General features: G+C 47.6%; 17 protein-coding genes. 11 read left to right on the top strand and 6 right to left on the bottom strand.

Features of this window, described 5'->3' with window-relative positions; genetic code table 11:
• Positions 1 to 2 precede the first annotated feature (2 nt).
• Entirely contained in the window at positions 3 to 1103 is a 1101-nt protein-coding gene (locus tag ACESON_RS03345; RefSeq protein ID WP_373108500.1) for a prephenate dehydrogenase/arogenate dehydrogenase family protein, read from the bottom strand.
• 49 nt (positions 1104 to 1152) lie between these two features.
• Complete coding sequence (aroF, locus tag ACESON_RS03340; protein ID WP_373108499.1) at positions 1153 to 2166, bottom strand: 3-deoxy-7-phosphoheptulonate synthase; 1014 nt, start codon at positions 2164 to 2166, stop codon at positions 1153 to 1155.
• A 223-nt stretch (positions 2167 to 2389) separates the two neighbouring features.
• Between aroF and ACESON_RS03335 the strand changes: the two genes are divergently transcribed.
• The 4 genes from ACESON_RS03335 to ACESON_RS03320 all read left to right on the top strand — a co-directional run bounded on the left by ACESON_RS03335 (position 2390) and on the right by ACESON_RS03320 (position 9382).
• The gene (locus ACESON_RS03335; RefSeq protein ID WP_373108497.1) at positions 2390 to 4492 is read left to right on the top strand and encodes an elongation factor G; all 2103 of its coding nucleotides are present in this window, start codon (positions 2390 to 2392) and stop codon (positions 4490 to 4492) included.
• A gap of 87 nt (positions 4493 to 4579) precedes the next feature.
• Positions 4580 to 5500 (top strand): lysostaphin resistance A-like protein, encoded by a 921-nt coding sequence (locus ACESON_RS03330; protein WP_373108496.1) that lies wholly within the window; start codon positions 4580 to 4582, stop codon positions 5498 to 5500.
• 514 nt (positions 5501 to 6014) lie between these two features.
• On the top strand, positions 6015 to 8429 hold the full coding sequence (gene leuS / locus ACESON_RS03325) for a leucine--tRNA ligase (RefSeq protein ID WP_373108617.1): 2415 nt from the start codon (positions 6015 to 6017) through the stop codon (positions 8427 to 8429).
• 71 nt (positions 8430 to 8500) lie between these two features.
• Positions 8501 to 9382, top strand: a complete 882-nt coding sequence (locus ACESON_RS03320) for a L,D-transpeptidase (RefSeq protein ID WP_373108494.1) — start codon at positions 8501 to 8503, stop codon at positions 9380 to 9382.
• 49 nt (positions 9383 to 9431) lie between these two features.
• Here the strand turns inward: ACESON_RS03320 and ACESON_RS03315 are convergent, their stop codons facing one another.
• The gene (locus ACESON_RS03315; RefSeq protein ID WP_373108492.1) at positions 9432 to 9722 is read right to left on the bottom strand and encodes a hypothetical protein; all 291 of its coding nucleotides are present in this window, start codon (positions 9720 to 9722) and stop codon (positions 9432 to 9434) included.
• Between the two features lie 12 nt (positions 9723 to 9734).
• Positions 9735 to 10073, bottom strand: a complete 339-nt coding sequence (locus ACESON_RS03310) for a hypothetical protein (protein WP_177958801.1) — start codon at positions 10071 to 10073, stop codon at positions 9735 to 9737.
• A gap of 91 nt (positions 10074 to 10164) precedes the next feature.
• Between ACESON_RS03310 and ACESON_RS03305 the strand changes: the two genes are divergently transcribed.
• Positions 10165 to 10311 (top strand): hypothetical protein, encoded by a 147-nt coding sequence (locus ACESON_RS03305; protein WP_177958800.1) that lies wholly within the window; start codon positions 10165 to 10167, stop codon positions 10309 to 10311.
• A gap of 82 nt (positions 10312 to 10393) precedes the next feature.
• On the opposite strand, the gene ACESON_RS03300 is transcribed toward ACESON_RS03305, so the two are convergent.
• A complete protein-coding gene (locus tag ACESON_RS03300; protein ID WP_177958799.1) occupies positions 10394 to 10618 on the bottom strand; it encodes a hypothetical protein in 225 nt (74 codons plus the stop codon).
• A 162-nt stretch (positions 10619 to 10780) separates the two neighbouring features.
• Here ACESON_RS03300 and ACESON_RS03295 point away from each other — a divergent pair, with 162 nt between their 5' ends.
• From ACESON_RS03295 to nifJ, 3 genes are all read left to right on the top strand, one after another.
• The gene (locus ACESON_RS03295) at positions 10781 to 11956 is read left to right on the top strand and encodes an AI-2E family transporter (RefSeq protein WP_373108488.1); all 1176 of its coding nucleotides are present in this window, start codon (positions 10781 to 10783) and stop codon (positions 11954 to 11956) included.
• Between the two features lie 155 nt (positions 11957 to 12111).
• Positions 12112 to 14025 carry a VanW family protein gene (locus ACESON_RS03290; RefSeq protein WP_373108486.1) on the top strand — a complete coding sequence of 638 codons (1914 nt, stop codon included), beginning with the start codon at positions 12112 to 12114 and terminating at the stop codon, positions 14023 to 14025.
• A gap of 290 nt (positions 14026 to 14315) precedes the next feature.
• Positions 14316 to 17858, top strand: a complete 3543-nt coding sequence (gene nifJ, locus ACESON_RS03285; protein WP_177958797.1) for a pyruvate:ferredoxin (flavodoxin) oxidoreductase — start codon at positions 14316 to 14318, stop codon at positions 17856 to 17858.
• A gap of 274 nt (positions 17859 to 18132) precedes the next feature.
• On the opposite strand, the gene ACESON_RS03280 is transcribed toward nifJ, so the two are convergent.
• Positions 18133 to 18642 (bottom strand): small multi-drug export protein, encoded by a 510-nt coding sequence (locus tag ACESON_RS03280; RefSeq protein WP_177958796.1) that lies wholly within the window; start codon positions 18640 to 18642, stop codon positions 18133 to 18135.
• 212 nt (positions 18643 to 18854) lie between these two features.
• Here ACESON_RS03280 and ACESON_RS03275 point away from each other — a divergent pair, with 212 nt between their 5' ends.
• The 3 genes from ACESON_RS03275 to ACESON_RS03265 all read left to right on the top strand — a co-directional run bounded on the left by ACESON_RS03275 (position 18855) and on the right by ACESON_RS03265 (position 23329).
• The gene (locus ACESON_RS03275; RefSeq protein ID WP_177958795.1) at positions 18855 to 20774 is read left to right on the top strand and encodes a sulfatase-like hydrolase/transferase; all 1920 of its coding nucleotides are present in this window, start codon (positions 18855 to 18857) and stop codon (positions 20772 to 20774) included.
• Between the two features lie 59 nt (positions 20775 to 20833).
• The gene (locus ACESON_RS03270; protein WP_373108483.1) at positions 20834 to 21952 is read left to right on the top strand and encodes an SLC13 family permease; all 1119 of its coding nucleotides are present in this window, start codon (positions 20834 to 20836) and stop codon (positions 21950 to 21952) included.
• Between the two features lie 99 nt (positions 21953 to 22051).
• Positions 22052 to 23329: an aminotransferase class I/II-fold pyridoxal phosphate-dependent enzyme gene (locus tag ACESON_RS03265; protein ID WP_177958793.1), complete on the top strand. Its 1278-nt coding sequence runs from the start codon at positions 22052 to 22054 to the stop codon at positions 23327 to 23329.
• The last annotated feature ends 17 nt before the right edge of the window (positions 23330 to 23346 follow it).

Here is a 23346-nt window from a genome sequence, read left to right as displayed (position 1 = left end):
ATTTATACCCCTTTGATTAATTCGTAATTGTATTTTTTCAGCTGTGCCCATGCCTGATTCATGGATGCTTCATCATAAAAAGTAATTCGCAGAGCTCCTTCCCCGTGTTCCCGGTTGTGATTAATGCCGATATTGGACATGCTGATGCCACGGGCGCTTAAAATGCAGGCCAGGGTAGAAATGGCGCCTGGCTCATCCACAACATCCACGGTAAAGGAATAGTCGGGGATGACGGAGCCGCGGACTCCCTCAGAGATAGAGTTACGGTAGGTGCGGGAGGAGTCAAACAGCTGATGAACATAGGAGCCATTCCGATTTTCCAGGGCAGAGAGAATATCCTGAAGAGAGGAAATATAATCCTTCATCATCAAAATAATATTTTCTGTATTGGTCATACAGATCTGTTCCCACATTTCCGGAGACGAGGAGGCGATACGGGTAATATCCTTAAAGCCTCCGGCAGCCAGCCGCTTCATCAGCTCCTGGGTATTGTCAGAATCCCGAACCAGATTGACCAGGCTGGAAGCAATCAGATGAGGAAGGTGGCTGATAGCCGCCACAATCCGATCGTGCTCTCTGTAATCCAGCACAATGGGGATGGCATCAGAGAGCTTTGCTACCTGAACCATCCGGTCAATGTCTTCCTGCCGGGAAAGGGGCGTAGGTGTGATAATATAATAGGCATTTTCCAGAAGGTGATCGGTAGAATTTTCATAGCCGGTCTTTTCTGAACCGGCCATGGGATGACCTCCGATAAAAATCTCTTCCATGCCAAGCTGCCGGGCAGCCTGGTGAATACTGGTTTTTGTGCTGCCCACATCAGTAATCAGCGCTCCTTCCTTCAGGAAAGGACGGATTGCTTCCAGATAACCGGCATTATACTCTACAGGCGTACACAGAAAAATAATGTCACACTGGCCTAACTGGCTTCCGGGCTCATCAAGAATAAGGTCTACAACACCGTCCTGCTTTGCCTGTTCCAGCTTGGAGCGGCTGCGCATATAGGCCATAATCCGGGCCTCGGGGCAGGAGCGGCGGATGCTTTTTGCAATGGAACCGCCGATCAGGCCGAAGCCGATAAAACCAAAGGTTGTATCTGCCATGGTAAAACCTCCCTATTCAATAAACATGCAGTCAGATGCAGAAAGCAGATTAAAATTTCCGTCCGGAAAGCTCGGCATACGGTCTCAACTCTCCTGTAAGTGAATCAAACTGTTCAAAGGTCAAAGACTGAGGACCGTCAGAAAGAGCGCAGGCAGGGCACGGATGAACCTCAATCATCAGTCCGTCAGCACCAGCTGCAATGGCTGCCTTGGAAAGTGGAGCTACATAATCACGGACACCGGTGGCATGGCTGGGGTCTACGATAATGGGTAGGTGAGTCCGTTTACGCAGAACAGGAACAGCGCTGATATCCAGGGTATTTCTGGTGGAGGTTTCGTAAGTGCGGATTCCACGTTCGCAGAGAACAACATTGTGATTTCCCTCCGACATAATATATTCTGCTGCATTCAGCCATTCATCAATGGTAGCGGAAAGTCCGCGTTTTAAAAGAATCGGAATTCCGGAACGGCCAGCAGCCTTTAAAAGCTCAAAATTCTGCATGTTTCTGGCGCCGATCTGAAGCATATCTACATATTTGGATGCGGTATCAATAGCGTGCTCGCTGGTCACTTCACAGATCACGCTCAGTCCGGTAGCTTCCCTGGCCTCTTTCATATAGCGGAGGCCTTCTTCCTCCAGACCCTGGAAGGAATAGGGGGAGGTTCTTGGCTTGTAAGCGCCGCCACGCAGCAGGGTAGCGCCGGCCTTTTTAACGGCAAAGGCTGTTTCCATCAGCTGTTCCCGGCTTTCAATGGCGCAGGGGCCGGCCATAATGGTCAGAGTACCTGGCCCAATGGTGGTATTGCCAAGGGTGACTATGGTATCCTCCGGGTGGAATTTCCGGTTGGCAAGCTTGTAGGATTCGGTTACGGACATAACCTTGTCTACGCCTTCGCTGACTTCAAAATTGACCCCCTGAAGCTTGGATTTATCGCCTACTACCCCGATGATGGTTACCTGGTGACCGTGGGAAAGATGAACCTGAAGTCCCTTGTTTTCAATCTCATGGGCAACCCTTTGAATAGCTTCTTCGGGAGCGCCTGGTTTCATAATAATAATCATAGATAGATGTCCTCGATTTCTTCTGGAATTCTGTCACGTTTTCTGACATAAAGGTATTCTACTCGATTTGATGGTGATTGTCAACGCTTTATTACTTTAAACTTTTGAGCTTTAAAGCGGGCAAAAAAATAATTTGTGCAACTCGTCGGTTTTGCTTGAAAAATTCAAAATTTTTTAGTAAAATAGCATCATAGACAAAATTTGATGTACAGGAGGGAATTATATGAACGTTTATGGAACACAACAAATCCGAAACGTCGTGTTGCTTGGTCACGGCGGGGCCGGTAAGACGACGGTTGCAGAGGCACTGGCACTGGTAACCGGAGTCACGAAACGTATGGGCAAGGTAACCGATGGAAATACCATCAGCGATTACGATAAAGAGGAAATCAAACGTCAGTTTTCCATCTCCACATCTCTGATTCCGCTGGAGTATGAAGGTGACAACGGTATGATGAAGATCAATCTGTTGGATACTCCCGGATACTTCGATTTCGTAGGCGAGGTGGAAGAGGCTGTCAGCGTGGCTGACGCGGCAATCATTGTAGTAAACTGCAAGGCAGGTATTGAGGTTGGTACGGAAAAGGCATGGGAGCTGTGCGATAAGCTGAGACTGCCGAGAATCATTTTCGTAACCAATATGGACGACGATCATGCCAGCTTCCGTGAACTGGTTCTGAAGCTGGAGAGAAGATTCGGCAGAAGCGTGGCTCCGTTCCAGCTGCCGATCCGTGAAAATGAAAAATTTGTGGGCTATGTCAATGTTGTAAAGATGGCAGGACGCCGCTTTACCAATCTGAGCGATTACGAAGAATGCGAGATTCCTGATTACTCTCAGAAAAACCTGGGAATTGCAAGAGACGCTCTGTTAGAGGCTGTTGCAGAGACCAGCGAAGAGTATATGGAGCGGTATTTCTCCGGTGAAGAATTTACACTGGAAGAGATTCAGGGCGCTCTGCGGGAACATGTAATAGATGGATCCATTGTTCCGGTACTGATGGGATCCGGCATTAACTGCCAGGGCTTTAAAACCCTTCTGCAGGTAATTGACCGTTATCTTCCGACTCCGGATAAGTTTGAGTGTATTGGTGTGGATGTATCCACTGGCGAGCGTTTTACAGCCAAGTACAACGACCAGGTATCTCTGTCAGCCAGAGTATTTAAGACCATTGTTGATCCGTTTATCGGAAAATATTCTTTGATGAAGATTTGTACCGGTACTCTGAAACCGGACTGCACGATCTACAATGTAAATAAGGATACAGAGGAAAAGGTTGGAAAGCTGTATCTGCTGCGAGGCAAGGACACCATTGAGGTTCCGGAGTTAAAGGCAGGAGATATTGGTGCTGTTTCCAAGCTGGGCGTTACTCAGACCGGTGATACCATTGCTCTGCGCTCTGCACCGATTGTATACCACAAACCGCAGATTTCTACACCTTATACTTATATGCGTTATAAGACTGTAACCAAGGGCGATGAGGATAAGGTATCCAGCGCTTTAGCTAAGCTGATGGATGAGGATCTGACTCTGAAATCGGTCAACGATAAAGAAAACCGCCAGCTTCTTCTGTACGGTATTGGTGATCAGCAGCTGGAGGTTGTTGTCAGCAAGCTGTTAAACAGATATAAGGTTGAGATTGAATTAAGTAAGCCGAAATTTGCATTCCGTGAGACTATCCGCAAGAAAGTGGAGGTTCAGGGCAAATATAAAAAGCAGTCCGGCGGACACGGACAGTACGGCGATGTTAAGATGGAGTTTGAGCCCTCCGGCGATCTGGAGACACCGTATGTATTTGAAGAACGTGTATTCGGTGGCGCAGTTCCGAAAAACTACTTCCCGGCAGTGGAAAAGGGTATTCAGGAAAGCTGTGTGAAAGGCCCCATGGCTGCTTATCCGGTAGTTGGAATCAAGGCAACCCTGGTAGACGGTTCTTACCATCCCGTAGACTCCTCCGAGCTTGCATTTAAGACTGCAGCATCTATGGCGTTTAAGAAGGGCTTTATGGATGCCAATCCGGTACTCCTTGAGCCGATTGCGTCCCTGAAGGTAACCGTTCCGGATAAATTCACCGGCGATGTAATGGGCGATTTGAACCGCAGAAGAGGACGTGTCCTGGGTATGAACTCTGATCACCATGGCAAACAGGTGATTGAGGCAGATATCCCCATGTCTGAGCTGTTTGGCTACAATACCGATCTGCGTTCCATGACCGGCGGAATCGGTGTGTTTGAATATGAGTTCAGCCGTTACGAGCAGGCACCTGGCGATATCCAGAAGAAAGAAATCGAAGCCCGCGCATCCAAGGTAGACAACGGCAACGATTAAGGTTATACTTACATAAGGTATCCGCAAAAGAAGCAGGCGATATGCCTGCTTCTTTTAATGGAGAAAACACAAACCAGGAGGAAAAGGATGAACGGAAGAAAAGTACTGTCCAGACTTGGCTGGGCATATACTGTATTTTTTCTGGCATCAACGGCAGTGCAATATCTGATTGTTCTGGCATCAGCCGCTGCACCGGAGCCGTGGCAGAAATTTTTATGGAATGATAATGTAACTATGGTTTTATCTCAGGCAAGTATGTATCTTGCGGGATTTCCCCTTTGCTTTCTGACTCTTCGGCGGCTTCCGGCGTGGCACCGCCCGGGGGATCGAAGAATCCGGGGAATGGAGCTGTTTTTCTTGGCTGTATTCTGTATGGGATTTGCCTACATGGGAAATCTTCTGGGAAGTGTGCTGGCGTCGGTGTGGGATATGACAAGAGGGGTTCAGAGCACCAATCCTGTTTCAGATGTGATTCAGACTTTGAATCCTGCAGTTATGATTTTTACAACGGTGGTTATTGCACCTCTTATGGAGGAACTGCTGTTTCGAAAGCTGCTGATTGATCGTCTCATCCCTTATGGACAGCCGCTGGCGGTTATCATTTCCGGAGTCAGCTTTGGCCTGTATCATGGAAATCTGTTCCAGTTCTTTTATGCCTGTATGCTGGGAATGATTTTTGCCTATCTGTACAGCAGTACCGGAAAGCTGCGCTACAATGTGGTACTTCATATGATAATCAACCTGACAGGAGGCGTGATCCCTCTGCTTTTGGTCCGGGGAGCAAATGCATTCCCGTGGATATCCATTGCGTCAGGCCCATTTTTGGTATCAGGAATGGCTGTCAGTATCATAGGAGCTGTGGTCATGGCCTGTATGTGGCTTCCAAAGCTGTCCTGGACCAGGGCATGGGGATGGAAGGAGGGAGAACGCGGACTTTCCGAGCTGTGTAAGGCGCCGGGAGTATGGGCTTTTCTGGCTGTGTGTGCGGTTCAGTTTTTATTTTCATAAAAGTTTTCCTGCCTGAATCTTCCCTGTTATGGCTTGACACATGCATGGGATTGTGATAAATTTAGAATCAGCAAAAATGCAGGGAAGGGAAGCAAGTAGGCTGTACAGATGTGCCCAGAGAACCGCCGGCTGGTGAAAGGCGGAGACAGAAAGACAGCTGAACTGGTCCTGGAGCAGCCATCCGAAGGGAGAGATCCTGGTAGGAGCGGACGGATTCTCACCGTTACAGGAGAAGCGATTTGTGACAGATTATCAGACAGGAGTATCTGCTGATGAAAATTGTCTGTGGCAGATCCATAAGGTGCATGTACAAGCATGAAACAGAGTGGTACCGCGCAGAGCATTAGAGAGAACAAGTGCCTGCGTCTCTGAGGCAAAAGCCTGGAGACGCAGGTTTTTTTATTTTAAATCACTGTTTTGAATAGTTATTCGAAATAAAAAACGCTCCGCGAGGATTCTAAATTCTATAAACAGAAACTGTACCTTATTATTCCATCATGATTCAGGAGGAAAGATTATGGCAAGCTACAACCACAGCGCCATTGAGAAAAAATGGCGGGAAAACTGGGAAAAAAATCCCATCAATGTAAATGACGGAAAAAAATCGAAATATTACTGTCTGGATATGTTCCCCTATCCGTCTGGCAGCGGACTTCATGTAGGTCACTGGAGAGGCTATGTAATTTCTGATGTGTGGAGCCGTTATCAGATGTTAAAGGGTCACTATGTGATTCATCCCATGGGCTGGGATGCATTTGGACTTCCGGCAGAGAACTATGCAATTAAGATGGGCGTTCATCCGGCAAAATCAACTGCGGAGAATGTAAAAAATATTAAACGTCAGATCAATGAAATTGCGGCCATTTATGATTGGGATATGGAGGTCAATACTACGGATCCGGATTTCTACAAATGGACCCAGTGGATTTTTGTAAAAATGTTTAAGGCAGGTCTTGCTTATGAGAAGGAATTCCCCATTAACTGGTGTCCTTCCTGTAAGACTGGTCTGGCAAACGAAGAGGTTGTCAACGGCTGCTGCGAACGCTGCGGTTCTCCTGTTACGAAGAAAAACCTGCGTCAGTGGATGTTAAAGATTACGGCCTATGCGGATCGCCTGTTAAATGATCTGGATAAGCTGGACTGGCCGGAAAAGGTAAAGAAGATGCAGAGCGAGTGGATTGGCAAATCCTATGGTGCAGAGGTTGATTTCCAGGTGGATGGAAAGGATGAAAAGATTACCGTTTATACCACCAGACCAGACACCCTTTATGGAGCAACCTTCATGGTTCTGGCACCGGAGCATCGTCTGGCAAAGGAACTGGCTACAGATGAGACCAGAGAGGCAGTGGAAAAATATATTTTCGATTCCTCAATGCGCTCTAACGTAGATCGTATGCAGGATAAGGAAAAAACAGGCGTATTTACCGGAAGCTATGCCATCAATCCTTTAAACGGCGCGAAGACACCGATCTGGCTGTCCGACTATGTACTGGCAGATTACGGTACCGGCGCAATCATGTGTGTACCAGCTCATGATGACCGTGACTTTGAATTTGCAAAAAAATTCAACATTCCGATCATTCAGGTTATTTCCAAAGATGGCAAGGAAATTGAAAATATGACAGAAGCCTATACCGAAGCCAGCGGCGTGATGATCAATTCCGGAGAATGGAACGGCATGGAGTCAGCAGTTCTGAAAAAAGAGGCTCCTGCCATGATCGAAGCAAGAGGGCTGGGCAAAAAGACTGTTAATTTCAAGCTTCGTGACTGGGTATTCTCCAGACAGCGTTACTGGGGCGAGCCGATTCCGATTGTTCATTGTCCCAAGTGCGGAAACGTTGCAGTTCCGGAGGAGGAGCTGCCCTTACGTCTTCCGGAGGTAGAGAGTTACCAGCCTACCGGTACCGGAGAATCTCCGCTGGCAGCTATCGATGAGTGGGTAAACTGCACCTGTCCGCAGTGCGGCGGTCCGGCAAAGCGTGAGACCAACACCATGCCTCAGTGGGCAGGTTCCTCCTGGTATTTCCTGCGGTATGTAGACAGCCACAACGATAAGGAGCTGGTATCCAGAGAGAAAGCAGACAAGTATCTGCCGGTTGATATGTATATTGGCGGCGTAGAGCATGCAGTGCTCCATCTGCTGTATTCCCGGTTCTATACCAAGTTCCTGCATGATATTGGCGTGATTGATTTTGACGAGCCCTTTAAAAAGCTGTTTAACCAGGGTATGATTACCGGCAAGAACGGCATTAAGATGAGTAAATCCAAGGGCAATGTTGTTTCTCCAGACGCTCTGGTTCGCGATTACGGCTGTGATGCACTGAGAATGTATGAGCTGTTTGTAGGACCGCCGGAGCTGGATGCAGAGTGGGATGAAAGAGGCATTGAGGGCGTTGCCCGTTTCCTCAGCCGTTTCTGGAATCTGGTTCAGGACAGCAAGGACAAGGATGTTGCAGAAACCAGAGAAATGGTTCGCCTGCGTCATAAACTGGTATTTGATATTGAGCAGAGATTCAATCAGTTTAACCTGAATACGGTAATTTCCGGATTTATGGAGTATAATAACAAGCTGATCGATCTGGCAAAGAAGATCGGCGGCATTGACAAAGAAACCTTAAAGACCTTTGTTGTTCTGCTGGCGCCCTTTGCTCCTCATATCGGCGAGGAGCTGTGGGAGCAGCTTGGCGGCACTGACAGCGTATTCCATGCCCAGTGGCCGGAGTGCGATGAGGAAGCCATGAAGGATGACGAGATCGAGATTGGCGTCCAGGTAAACGGAAAGGCAAGAGGCGTAGTTTCTCTTCCGGCAGATGTATCCAAGGAAGATGCCATTGCAGCAGGAAAGGCGGCTGTGGCAGATAAGATTACAGGAACGATTGTAAAAGAAATTTATGTTCCTGGAAAAATCATTAATATTGTTTGCAAGTAAACCCTGGCAACAGAAAATGGCGCAGATAGGAACCTCGTATCTGCGCCATTTTTAGAAAGGCGGATTACAGGATGAAAAAGAAATTTTGGAGAAAGGCGGCCCTTGGGGTAGTATTTCTTGTTATGGGAGCCGTTGGGCTGGGCTGCATTCCGCAGACCGGACTGCAGCTTCGGTCATTGGCAGCATCTCCTGTTGTGGCTGCGGGTCAGTCTGGGGAAACCAAACAGAGCAGAATAGAAGGATTGGTTTTAAGTCCCGGACAGGTGCAGAAGGAGGAACCGCAGATGGTGAAAAATGGGCTGGGCATTGTGCTGGAGCAGTTGGATGCAGCAAACGATCCTATGGTGGATCAGCTTGTAGTTGTCACAGGAACCGGAATGGACAGTTCCAGTGTGAAGGTCGGCTACTATGTGCGGGAGAAGAATGCAGAAGCTTCGGAGGCAGCTCTGGCAGAAAGCTTCTGGAAGGAGGAATTTTGCACAGAGGGCTACTGCGGTCATGACGGAATGTCCGGGGAAAAACGGGAGGGAGATCGGCGGACACCTTTGGGAATCTATTCCTTTACTCAGGCCTTCGGCAGTCTGGAAAATCCAGGAAGCCATCTTCCCTATAAGCAGCTGGATGAGGGGGATTACTGGGTAGATGATGGAAACAGCAGATACTATAATCAGATGGTAAATATCAGCCAGGTGGAAAAAGACTGGAGCTCTGCGGAGCATCTGATTGGGGTGATGCCTCAGTATCGGTACAGCCTGGTTTTGAATTATAATACAGAGGAGAGAACTCCGGGAAAAGGATCTGCTATTTTCCTTCATGGGCTTCATACCTGGAAAACCTGGACAGAAGGGTGTATTGCCATTCCAGAAGAATATGTCAGGCTCCTGGTGCAGCAGCTGGGGGAAAATGCCCGGATTGTGATTATGCCTCAGATTCCGGAAGTACAGATGGAGTAAACAGTTTTTTGATGAAACAGGATGATAAACAGGAAAAGGAAACCGGCTGTCAGGAGGACCTGGCAGCCAGTTTTTTTGCAAAAAATCGCAGAGTTTCCAGCTTCTTTTTTTCAGCAGGATTCATGTCTGCGCTAAGAATAGAAACCAGAAGCTCTGTTTCCGAATCGGAAAAGCGGATGTGGTTTCTGGCCGCATCGGCCTGAAGCTGGAGAAGTGCAGGAATCAGCTGATTTTTGGACATGGAGGTGAGCCGTCCGGCAAAATCGGTTATGTACTGCAGCTTTTTCGGATCCATCTGCTTCAGGCGCGGATCCTCCTGCCAGTGCTTCATATCAATCATAAAGACCTCCTTTTAGGGCATCTGCATGGCCTGCAGCATAACCTGCAGGTTTTCTATCATTTCAATCATGTCCCGTTCTTTAGGGCCAGCGTAGGGCTTCATGGCCTGCAGCATTTCCAGGGGAGAGTATCTGGAAGAGGAGCTGTGGGAAAGTCCCATGGCAGAGACGCCTTCCTCGGAAAACATGGTTCTGGCTCGGTTGAGCTCCTGCATTTTAACAAGAAGACAAATGAGCCTTTGCTGAGGAACCGGCATATAGGGAAGGGCGGCCTTGATCATTTGCAGCTTTGGATCTGCTGTCAGATAATCGAATTCGGTCAGGTGTATGTCTTTTTCCGCATCATCGTTCATGAAAAAATCCTTTTTTGTTTTGAAACAATATATGCGTTTTTCAAGGAATTCATTCCGACTGCATATAGTAATGGTACAGGAGGCTGATTTTATGTCAATAAGACTTGTTATAGATGGAAATGCGGTTTACGAAATAGATGAGGATTGTGAGGTATGCCGGAGAAATAAAGAGAAGGAAGAAGAAAGACAGATTCAGAGAACGCAGGAGGGAAATACAGGAAAGAAACAGAAAACATAAACGGTTTGCCGGCAGAAAGACGCCCCCTGGATGCAGGGGGCGAAGCCGGTTTCAGAAAAGAACCGTTTTAGCTGCACTTTTATCAGCAGAAGGAATTGCCTCCGCAGCAGCAAAGAAGGAGAATAATCCAGATCCAGTCACATCCACTATGTTCACATCCTCCGCATCCACATCCTCCGCTGTTTCCAAAATTACCGCCGCAGCAGCACAGAATCAGAATCAGCCAGATCAGATTGCAGCCGTTTCCTCCTGTATTACAGCCGCAGTTACAGTCACATCCACAGTTTGTTGCTGCTAAATCACTCATATTGAAGCCTCCAAAACTTATTTACACTGAAATTATATGTCAGGTGGCCTGTCACTGTTTCCATGTTTAGAAATAATTCAGAAAGTTTTACGTTACAGTCCAGGATTTGTTGTGTATAATAAGAGGTAAATGTGAAAAAAGGGAAAGGCGTGAAAAAATAGTATGAACATGAATGAAGAAACAGTCCGCCGACTTCGGGGACTGATTGTATTTACGGTGGCGGTTGTTGTAGTTGGTGTCAATTACCAGAAGCTGTTTGCTGCCGCAGGGGCACTGCTTAAGATGCTGGCGCCCTTTCTTCTGGGCGGAGCCATCGCATTTGCTTTGAATGTGCCGATGCGTTTTTTGGAAAATCGTCTGTGGAGCCATCTTGTGAAAAAGGAAAGCCGTTACAAGCGACCGGTTTGTTTGATTCTTGCCATTGTTGGGGTTGCTGGCGTTCTGGCTGTGGTGATGGTATTGGTAGTCCCGGAGCTGTTTCGAACCATTATGACACTGGAGCGGAGTATTCCGCAGTTTTTTGCTAATGTGCAGAGGGCTCTGGAAGGGCTGTTTGCAGATTATCCAGAGATAGAAACCTATATCAGCAGTGTGGAGATTGACTGGAAAAGTACGCTGGAGCAGATTGTATTCTTCCTGGGACATGGAGCGGGAACTGTGCTGTCTACGACAGTTTCGGCAGCAGTAGGCATTGTCAATGGCGTGGCTACCTTTTGTATTGGCTTTGTGTTTGCCCTGTATATTCTTCTTCAGAAAGAGAATCTGGCTCGTCAGGCAGGACGTCTTTTGCAGGCTTTTCTGCCGGAAAAAGCGGCATTGGAGACGGCTCGTGTGGCAAAGCTTACAGAAAAGACCTTTTCCAGTTTTCTTACGGGACAGTGTCTGGAAGCTATGATTTTAGGTTCTATGTTTTTTATTACTCTGACATTGCTGCAGATGCCCTATGCTCTGTTGATTGGAGTTCTGATTGCTTTTACAGCGCTGATTCCTATTTTTGGCGCTTTTGTAGGCTGCGCAGTGGGAGCCTTTTTGATTCTCTTGGTCAGTCCGGTGCAGGCCCTGATTTTTATTGTAGTATTTCAGATTCTCCAGCAGATTGAAGGCAATCTGATTTATCCGCATGTGGTAGGCGGGTCAGTAGGACTGCCGTCCATCTGGGTGTTGGTAGCCGTGACCTTGGGCGGCAGTATGATGGGTGTCCTTGGAATGTTGATTTTCATACCGCTGACTTCTGTGCTGTATGCGCTTTTACGGGAAACCGTGCACCGCAGACTGAGGGTTAAGCAGGAGGAGAAAAATACAGATAAAAAACTATCCAAAATTGACAGAAAAAGATAGATAATTTTAAAGATTTTTGCTAGTTCTTTTTTTAAAATCTATGCTATACTGAGTAAGTGCAAGACTACAAAAACTGTGTTACAAATAAAATTAATAACTGTTTAGGACGGAATATCTTCTTGTCCTGAATAGTTAGCAAAATTACAGGTGAGAATATGAATCTGAATGAACATGAAAGCAGCCGTGGAGCAGGACGCTCCAGGGCAAGAGGAAATTCCCGCGGCCGCAGTTCCTCTGCAGGAAGCAGAAAAACGGGGCAGTACAGGGAAGAAAGAGGAAGCTGCAAAGCTTCCCGCAGCACAAGAAGTAGTTCAGGAAGAAGCACTTCTTCCAGAACCTCTTCGGCAAGAGGCGGTCAGGGGAACAGAAACAGCCGGAGAAACGGAGGATCTGATTCTGGCTTTATGAAAATTGCCATAGGAGGTGTGGTGCTGATTTTGGCAATCAGCTGTATCGCCTTTTTGATAAAGGGAATGAATGGGGCAAAGCCGGAGGAAACAGAGTCAGAAAGCGCTGTGGAGTTGACTACAGGGCCGGAGAAGACCGTATACGTGGAAGGCATTGATATTACCGGCATGACTATGGATGAGGCGCGAAGTGCTATTTTGGACAAGTTTGGCTGGTCGATGAAGGTGACCTGGCAGGATCAGACCTATGAGGTTGCAGATCTGATGGAAGAAAAGGTATCGGCTCTTCTGACAGAGATTTATTCCGGAATGCCGAAGGAGTCGTATACGCTGGATACCAGCGGACTGGAAGACGCAGCGAAGTCTGAGGCAGCCAAGGCAGCTGCGCAGTGGGATAAAAAGGCCAAAAACGGTTCTATTTCCAGCTACGATGCTTCCTCTGGAAAATTTGTATTTTCTGGAGAGGAGGCCGGTCAGGCAGTGGATCAGGAGAAGCTGGCTGCAGATATTCTGGATGCTGTGAATCGAAAGGATTTCGGCGCAGTGGTGACAGCAGTGATGAATCCCGTAGAGCCGGAGATTTCTGAGGCTGCTGCCAGGGAAAAGTATAAGACCATTGGAAGTTTTACAACAAAGACAACGTCCAACAGCAAGCGCAATAACAACATTAAGCTTTCTTGTCAGGCGATCAACGGCATTGTTCTCCAGCCAGGAGAAGAATTTTCTTTCAATGACCGGGTTGGTCAGAGAACAGAAGCCAAGGGATACCAGGGGGCAGCTGCTTATAACAACGGCGAGGTCGTACAGGAGATTGGCGGTGGTGTATGTCAGACTTCTTCTACCTTATATAATGCGGTTGTCAAGGCTGGATTGAAAACCACAACCCGCCGTTCTCATACCTTTGAGCCGTCTTATGTAACGCCGGGAACAGATGCGACTGTAAGCTGGGGTGGACCAGATTATGCTTTTGTCAACAATTCCTCTACTGCAGTAGGCATTCGAGCCAGCTATGCAAACCAGGAGGTGACGATTTCCATATATGGAATTCCTGTTCTGGAGGAAGGCGTAAAGCATTCTTTAAAATCCACTAAGCTGAAGGACATGGATCCTCCGGCTCCGGTTTATGAAGAGGACGGAACCGTAGAACCGGGTGCAGAAAAGGTGAAGAGCTCCGGCAGCAAGGGTAGCCAGTGGGAGACGAGACTGGTGATTACTAAAGACGGAGAAGTGGTCAGCCAGGAGGTGGATCACACGGTTACTTATAAAGGACATGCGCCGGTTATCCTGCGGAATACTTCAGGAACAATGGCGCCTACAGAGTCCTCCGGTGACACTCAGCTGATTGAGAGCATTACAGATCCGTCCAATCCGTCTGTCAGCGGACCGCAGGAGGGAAGCTCTTCTGCAGTAGTATCTCCAGATGGAAACAGCGGACCGGGAAGTGCTCCAGGAACAGACAGCAGTTCCTCTGGAGCTGCACCAGGAGGAAACAGTGGGGCAGCGCCTGCGCCGGAAGGCAGCAGCCAGCAGGTTTCTCCGACTCCGGGAGCAGCGCCGGGAGGTTCAAATGGGCCAGGATCTGCAGCTCCGGGAAGCGCCGAGGTGTCTGGTGCGCCGGGAGGAGACGGAGCACAGCTGATTGTTCCAAATCCGGGAACATGAGAAAGTTTATAGAGAACGGATGATTCAGGGGTCTGAGAAAAACAAATTTTGTTTTTCTCAGACCCATTTTTTTTTGTTTGCTTTTTTCGGGAAAAAGAGATTGTATGCAAAATAATACGTGATTTTGTTGTTTTCCGGTTTGCAAAATGATAAAAAGTTGCTATAATATTAACAGGTCGGTCTCTCATTATCTGAGGGACTTAAAGTCCGGCTCATTTTTCCGGACAGACGCTGTTTCCGAAAAAGCCTTTCGGGGACAGGCACATTCACATTTGTAGGAGGAAAATCAAATGGCAAGAAAAATGAAAACCATGGATGGTAATCAGGCTGCCGCTCATGCATCATATGCGTTTACTGAAGTAGCAGCTATGTACCCCATCACCCCTTCTTCTGTAATGCCTGAGCATACAGACGAGTGGGCAACAGAAGGCAGAAAGAATATTTTTGGCCGTACCGTTCAGATTACAGAGATGCAGTCCGAGGCAGGTGCAGCAGGTGCAGTTCACGGTGCTCTGGCAGCAGGCGCTCTGACCACAACCTACACCGCTTCCCAGGGTCTGTTACTGATGATCCCGAACCTGTACAAAATTGCAGGTGAGCAGCTTCCGGGCGTTATCAACGTATCCGCTCGTGCTCTGGCAAGCCATGCACTTTCCATTTTTGGCGATCACTCCGACGTATACGCATGCCGTCAGACCGGATGCGCTATGCTGTGTGAATCCAGCGTTCAGGAAGTTATGGACCTGACTCCGGTTGCTCATCTGTCTGCAATCAAGGGCAAGGTTCCGTTCATTAACTTCTTCGACGGTTTCCGTACCTCCCACGAGATTCAGAAGATCGAAACTTGGGATTATGATGATCTGGCTGAGATGGCTGACTGGGACGCAATCGCAGAGTTCCGTAACCACGCTCTGAACCCGAATCATCCGTGCCAGAGAGGTTCTGCTCAGAACCCGGATATCTTCTTCCAGGCAAGAGAGGCATGCAACCCCTACTACGATGCTCTTCCGGCAGTAGTTCAGGATTACATGGACAAAGTAAATGCAAAACTGGGAACCGATTACAAGCTGTTTAACTACTACGGCGCAGAGGATGCCGAGCAGGTTATCGTAGCTATGGGTTCTGTAAATGATACCATCGAAGAGACCATCGATTACATGGCAAAGACCACCGGCGCAAAGGTTGGTGTTGTTAAGGTTCGTCTGTACAGACCATTCTGCGCACAGGCTCTGATCGATGCTATTCCGGATACCGTTAAGAAGATCACTGTTCTTGACAGAACCAAAGAGCCAGGCGCTCTGGGCGATCCGCTGTATCTGGATGTTGTTGCTGCATTAAAGGGCAGCAAGTTTGACGCTGTTGAGATTTACGCAGGCCGTTATGGTCTTGGTTCCAAGGATACCACTCCGGCACAGATCGTTGCTGTATACAACAACACCGAGAAGAAGAAATTCACCATCGGTATCGTTGATGATGTAACCAATCTGTCTCTGGAAACCGGTGCTCCCATCGTTACCACTCCGGAAGGAACTACCAACTGTAAGTTCTGGGGTCTGGGCGCTGACGGTACCGTAGGTGCAAATAAGAACTCCATCAAGATCATCGGTGACAATACCGATATGTATGCACAGGCATACTTTGATTATGACTCCAAGAAGTCCGGCGGTGTTACCATGTCTCACCTGCGCTTCGGTCATAAGAAGATCAAATCTACATACCTGATTCGTCAGGCAAACTTCGTAGCATGTCACAATCCGGCATATGTACGTAAGTACAACATGGTTCAGGAGCTGGTTGACGGCGGTACCTTCCTGTTAAACTGCCCGTGGAGCGCTGAAGAGTTAGAGCAGCATCTGCCGGGTCAGATGAAGAAGTTCATCGCTGATCACAACATCAACCTCTACACCATCGACGGTGTTAAGATCGGTATCGAGACCGGCATGGGCCCGACCCGTATCAATACCATTCTGCAGTCCGCATTCTTCAAGCTGACCGGCATTATCCCGGAGGAGAAGGCAATTCAGCTGATGAAGGACGCAGCTCAGAAGACCTACGGCCGTAAGGGTGAGGACGTTGTTAAGAAGAACTGGGCAGCTATCGATGCTGGTGCTACCGGCGTTGTTAAGGTAGAGGTTCCGGAGAGCTGGAAGAACTGCGAAGACGAAGGTCTTGATTACAAGGTAGTAACCGATGGAAGAAAAGACGTTGTTGACTTCGTAAACAACATCCAGACCAAGGTAAGCGCTCAGGAAGGTAACTCCCTGCCTGTATCTGCATTCAAGGACTACGTAGACGGCAGCACTCCGTCCGGTTCTGCAGCATACGAGAAGCGCGGTATTGCAGTTAACGTTCCGGTTTGGAATTCCGATAACTGTATCCAGTGTAACTTCTGTTCTTATGTCTGCCCGCATGCAGTAATCCGTCCGGTTGCTATGACCGCTGAGGAAGCTGCAAACGCACCGGCTGGCATGAAGATGCTGGATATGACCGGTATGCCTGGTTACAAGTTTGCTATCACCATCTCCGCACTTGACTGTACCGGATGTGGTTCCTGTGCAAACGTATGTCCTGGCAAGAAGGGCGAGAAGGCTCTGACCATGGACAAGCTGGCTGACCATATGGATGAGCAGCCGATTTTCGATTTCGGTACCACTGTTTCCGAGAAAGAAGACGTTGTTGCTAAATTCAAAGCTAACACCGTTAAGGGCAGCCAGTTCAAGAAACCGCTGCTTGAGTTCTCCGGCGCATGCGCAGGCTGTGGCGAGACTCCGTACGCTAAGCTGATCACCCAGCTGTTTGGTGACAGAATGTACATTGCAAACGCAACTGGATGTTCCTCTATCTGGGGTAACTCCTCACCGTCTACTCCTTACACTGTAAACGCTAAGGGCCAGGGTCCTGCATGGGATAACTCCCTGTTTGAGGATAACGCTGAGTTCGGTTATGGTATGCTGCTGGCTCAGAATGCAATCCGTGATGAGTTAAAGGAGAAGGTAGAAAACGTTGCTGCAAGCGAAGAGGCTTCTGAGGAAGTTAAGGCTGCATGTGCAGAGTGGCTGGATACCTTTGGAAGCGGCGCATTAAACGGCGTTGCTACTGACAAGCTGGTTGCAGCTCTGGAAGGCATCGACTGCCCGACCTGCAAGTACATTGTTGCTAACAAGGCATTCCTGGCTAAGAAGTCCCAGTGGATCTTCGGTGGTGACGGATGGGCTTACGATATCGGCTTCGGCGGCGTAGACCACGTTCTGGCATCTGGCAAGGATATCAACATTATGGTATTCGATACCGAGGTTTACTCCAACACCGGCGGTCAGTCTTCCAAGTCCACAAAGACCGGTGCAGTTGCTCAGTTCGCAGCTGGCGGTAAAGAGACCAAGAAGAAAGACCTTGCAAGCATTGCAATGTCCTACGGCTATGTATATGTAGCTCAGATTTCCATGGGTGCTGATTATGCTCAGACCGTTAAGGCAATCGCAGAGGCAGAGGCTTATCCGGGTCCGTCCCTGATTCTGGCTTATGCTCCGTGTATCAACCACGGTATTAAGAAGGGCATGAGCAAGGCTCAGACTGAGGAGAAGCTGGCTGTTGAGACCGGTTACTGGAACAACTTCCGCTTCAACCCGGCTGCAGAGAAGAAGTTTACTCTGGACAGCAAGGCTCCGAACATGGAAGGATATCAGGACTTCCTGAAGGGCGAGGTTCGTTATGCATCTCTGGCTATGAAGAATCCGGAGAGAGCAGCAAAACTGTTTGCTAAGAACGAGGCTGAGGCTAAGGAAAGATACGAGTATCTGACCAAGCTGGTTACCCTGTACGGAAACGAAGAATAATAAATACGCTTTTTCACTCGACTCCCTGAGTTATACTGACCGGGCAATCCGGTCAGTGCAGTGAGTCGTCTGAAATGGTGATTCGATTTCTAAAATTAGAAAATAAAAATCTCCCGTATCTGCAGTATTGCGGATACGGGAGATTTTTTAGTCATAGGAAAGTGCGTCCTATGACATAAAAACGCTCCGTGAGGATCGCCATGGGTGGAAGAGAATTGGGCTGATGAGACGACCCGTAGCAGGCGGAGAAGCCCACGAGCGAGCTTCTTTTTTATTAGCCGAAGAGGGCTCCTAAAAGTCCATAGGAAAGCAGGGACATAATAATAGTTGCCATTGCGATTCCAACAAGAATAGCAGCGATAGCCTTGCCAAATTTCATATGGAGCAGAGCGGCAACCAGGGAACCAGTCCATGCGCCTGTTCCGGGAAGAGGAATTCCCACAAACAGTGCCAGACCCCAGAAACCAAATTTTTCAATCTGTCCTTTATTTTTGTCAGCCTTCTGGCGAACCCAACGGGCGATTTTACAGAGGCCGGGGATTTTTTCCATTAAATCCAGTACCTTTTCAATCAAAAGCAGGATAAAGGGAATCGGGAGCAGGTTTCCGATGATGCAGATGGGAATGGCTCTTAAAATCGGAACATTCAAAAGAGCCGGTGAGGCAGCTAACAGGCCGCCGCGCAGTTCAAGAATGGGAATCATGGAAATGATAAAAATAATGATCTCTCCGGATACTTTGCCGCCTAAAGCCGCTGTAAGTCCCTGTACCAGTGAATCTGTCATAATAATCTCCTTTATAAAATCTTTTGCTGCCCATGCATGGGGCAAATCAAATCTCATTATATGCGATACTGCGCAAAATTTCAATTATAATCGGAAAAAAACCAGAAGGCTGCAGTATGTTTTGTGTAAAAAGACTATGTTGTTTTGCAGGAAAATATGTTAGACTAAAGCCTGATTTAAAATATCTGGCAGAAAGAACGAGGTAAAAAAGCATGAAGCGACTGTGGACACTGTTGGGAAGGCTGGTTTTGATTTCCATGGCGGTTAATCTGGCAGTGGAACTGTTTTCCAGAAAATCCCTGTCTGGCCTGGGCGGATATGTTTTTGGCAGTCCGCTGGTATTTCTGTTAAACGTACTGCTGACGCTGATTCCGTTTCTTTTCGTGTTTTTCATAAAAAGAAAAATCTTTTATATCGTACTGGTGGTTTTGGTTGAAATAGCAATGGGAATTGCTAATGGCGTTCTTCTGATGTTTCGGACAACACCCTTTACTGCGGCAGATTTGCGTCTGCTCAAATATGGGGCGACTCTGCTTACGACATATTTATCCTGGCCACAGATTATTATGGGAGCAGCCGCGCTGGGAGCGGCAGTTCTTGTCTGTGTTTTGCTTTGGAAAAAAGCGCCGGTAGATCCCTGTCCGGTCAACCTGACAGAATCTGTCTGCGTGGCTGCGGTTGCTTCTACGGTAATCTGGGCAGGGCTGAACCTTGCTGTATTTACTCAGGTAGTTGCAGTGCATTTTGGCAATATCGGACAGGCCTTTCAGGATTATGGATTTGCCTACTGTTTTGGCAACTCAGTTTTTAATACAGGAATCTCAAGACCGCAGGAATACGGGCAGAAAGAATTGGAGCGGCTAAAGGAGAAGGAGCTGGTTCCGGAAAATACATACTCTCTTGAAGAATACACAACTCCCAACATTATTATGGTACAGCTGGAATCCTTTTTCGATCCAACGCTCTGGGAGAATAACCCGGTGAAGCAGGATCCCATTCCCCTGTTTCGTTTTCTGACAAAGCATTTTCCATCGGGATATCTGAGTGTGCCTTCTGTGGGGGCAGGAACTGCCAATACGGAGTTTGAGTGCATTACCGGCATGAATCTTGATTTTTTTGGGCCCGGTGAATACCCGTACAAAACGGTTCTGCAAAAAAAGACCTGTGAAAGTATCGCATTCAATTTAAAGGATTTGGGATATCGGACCCATGCCATTCACAACAATGAGGCAACCTTTTACGACCGGTATAAGGTATTTCCACGTCTCGGTTTTGACACCTTTACTCCGATTGAATATATGTATCATGTGGAAAAAAATCCTACAGGGTGGTGTAAGGATCAGATACTGACAGAGGAAATTGAGAAAGCCCTTGATTCCTCTATAGGACAGGATTTTATTTATACGATTTCTGTTCAGGGACATGGAAAATACCCGTCTTTTTCTTATTACTGCGAACAGATTGGAGAAATGGATCTGTTTATCAGTCAGCTGATTACCATGCTGAATCAGAGAAAGGAGCCGGCAGTTCTGGTGCTGTATGGAGATCACCTTCCTGGCTTTGAATGGACGGAAAAGGAAATGAAAAACCGTTCTCTGTTTCAGACTCCCTATGTTATCTGGAATAATCTGGATCTTCCAAGGGAGAAGAGGGATATTGAGTCCTACCAGCTTACTTCTCATGTGCTGAATCTGATCAATATCCATGAGGGAACGATGATTCGTTTTCATCAGCGCCATCTGGAACGTGGAGATTCGAAAACTCAGGCATGCCTTGATGATATGAAAATCCTGGAGTATGATATTCTCTATGGAAAACAGAAGGTGTACGGGGGAAGCTCTCCTTATCAGGAAACAAAAATGGAATACGGAACCAGGCCAATTATTCAGAAGTCTACCGTGCGTTCGGGAAATCAGATTATTGTATCTGGTGAGGGCTTTAATGAGTGGTCGAAAATTTGTGTGGACGGAAAGCCGGTGGACACCTACTTTCATGATAACCGGCTGATTTCCATGGATGTTCCGCCAAAGGAAGGGGAGGACATTACGGTTTGGCAGATTGGCCGGGATAAAATCGGTTTGGGAATGGCAAGAAAGGCGGCTGCAGCTGTTGGGGAACAAAGAGAAAAATAGTCCGGAATGGGAAGCGCGCAGCTGGTTTTATAAAACAAAAAAGAGAGGATATCTGAAAGATGAAAACACGTATGATGGCATGGCTCAGAGAGGAGACGGTTCTTGTTGTTTCTGCGCTTCTGGCAGCAGGCTCCTGCTTATTGGTAAAGCCGGACGAGGAATATCTGTCTTATTTTTCGGGAAATATGGATACCATTTTGATTCTGTTTTGCCTGATGACTGTGGTGGCAGGACTGAGAAGTCTGGGAGTGTTTCGTTATGTGGGGCACTGCCTTTTGGAGAAAATCCGCTCAGAGCGGGGAATTGTGCTGCTTCTTGTATTTTTGTGCTTTTTGGGCAGTATGGTAATTACCAATGATGTGGCTTTGATTACCTTTGTGCCTTTTGGACTTCTGGTTCTGGAAATGGCCGGTATGACAAATCGGGTTTGCTTTGTGATTACTTTGATGACAATTGGAGCTAACTTAGGGAGTATGCTGACTCCAATGGGCAATCCGCAGAATTTGTATCTGTACAGTCTGTCGGGGATGAGCCTTTTGGAATTTGTGAAACTAATGCTTCCCTACACTTTAGCGGCGGCGTTAGGGCTCTTTCTCTGCAGCTTTTTTGGTTTCCGCGGAACAGAGATCTCTGTAGAAAAAGGGAAGAAAGAGGAAAAGCCGGAAATACCGTCAGTTATCTACTACAGCCTCCTGTTTCTGATCTGTCTTCAGACTGTAAGCGGAGGAATTCCGGCTTTTGCCCTTCTTCTGATCATATCAGGGGCTGTGATTGTCCGGGATCGGGGACTGTTTGGAAAGGTAGACTATTCGCTTTTGCTGACCTTTCTGTTTTTCTTTGTTTTTATTGGAAATATGAACCGCTATGCCCCGTTTCGCGATTTTGTGGTGTCCATGATTTCCGGTCATGAAACCCAGGCGGCAATTTTGATGAGCCAGGTGATCAGCAATGTTCCGGCAGCTTTGCTTCTGTCCAATTTTACCGGAGAGTGGGAAAGTCTGATTGTAGGAACGAATCTGGGAGGCCTTGGAACTTTGATTGCGTCTATGGCAAGTCTGATTTCCTATAAGCAGGCGGTTTCATACTGCCCGGAAAAGAAAAATCGTTATCTGGCTGTTTTTACCGGATGGAACCTGATTTTTCTGGCAGCACTGTGGGCGCTGAAGCTGTGTCTGTAAAAAGGAAAACTTGTGAAATTTATCGGGATGTGATAGACTATGCTTAATTCTTTTTAAAAGATTTTTAAAAGATATTTGAAGGATACAGGAGGAGAGACTATGGATAAGAAACAGTCACGAGATACTATCTGCATTCAGGGCGGATGGCAGCCGAAAAATGGAGAGCCGAGAGTGCTCCCTATTTATCAGAGCACTACTTTTAAATACGAAACCAGCGAGCAGATGGGACGTTTGTTTGATCTGGAGGAGAATGGTTATTTTTATACCCGTTTGGCAAATCCCACCAACGATGCAGTGGCGGATAAGATCTGCGCTTTAGAGGGCGGTGTGGCAGCGATGCTGACTTCTTCTGGACAGGCAGCTAATATGTATGCTGTTTTGAATATCTGTTCTGCAGGCGATCACATTATCAGTGCGGCAACCATATATGGCGGTACCTCCAATCTGTTTACGGTTACCTTAAAGCGGTTTGGAATTGAATGCACTCTGGTGGATCCGGATGCGCCGGAGGAGGAACTGGAAAAGGCTTTCCGTCCCAATACAAAGGCAGTGTTTGGAGAATCCATTGCCAATCCTGCACTGGTTGTGCTGGATCTGGAAAAGTTTGCCGGTCTGGCTCACAGACATGGGGTTCCTTTTATTGTGGACAATACCTTTGCGACACCGATTAACTGCCGTCCTTTTGAGTGGGGTGCAGACATTGTCACCCATTCTACTACAAAATATATGGACGGTCATGCCATGTGTGTAGGCGGCTGTATCGTAGACAGCGGTAATTTTGACTGGGAAGCTCACGCAGATAAGTTCCCGGGCCTGACTACACCGGACGAATCTTATCATGGCGTGATTTATACAAAAAAATTTGGCAAGGGAGCCTATATCACCAAGGCAACGGCACAGCTGATGCGGGATATGGGTTCGATTCAGTCTCCGCAGAATGCATTCCTGCTGAATATTGGTCTGGAAACCCTTCATTTAAGAATGCCCCGTCACTGTGAAAATGCGCTGAAGGTGGCTCAGTATCTTCAGAACAGAGAGGACGTGGCCTGGGTAAAATATCCGGGACTGAAAGGAGACCGCTATTACGAACTGGCTCAGAAGTATATGCCAAATGGAACCTGCGGCGTGATTTCCTTTGGATTAAAGGGAGGAAGAGCGGCTGCCGCAGAATTTATGGATAAACTGAAGCTGGCAGCGATTGTAACCCATGTGGCAGATGCAAGAACCTCTGTGCTTCATCCGGCCAGTCACACCCACCGGCAGTTAAATGACGAACAGCTGGTAGAGGCAGGGGTTGATCCGTCTCTGATTCGCTTCAGCGTAGGAATTGAGGCGGCAGAGGATATTATTGCAGATTTGGAGCAGGCTCTGGCATAAGACATCTTCGGAGAAGG

Origin of the sequence: Lachnoclostridium sp. Marseille-P6806, assembly GCF_964238185.1 — a bacterium.
GTDB lineage: Bacteria > Bacillota > Clostridia > Lachnospirales > Lachnospiraceae > Brotaphodocola.
This window is presented reverse-complemented; position numbering and strand designations above follow the sequence as displayed.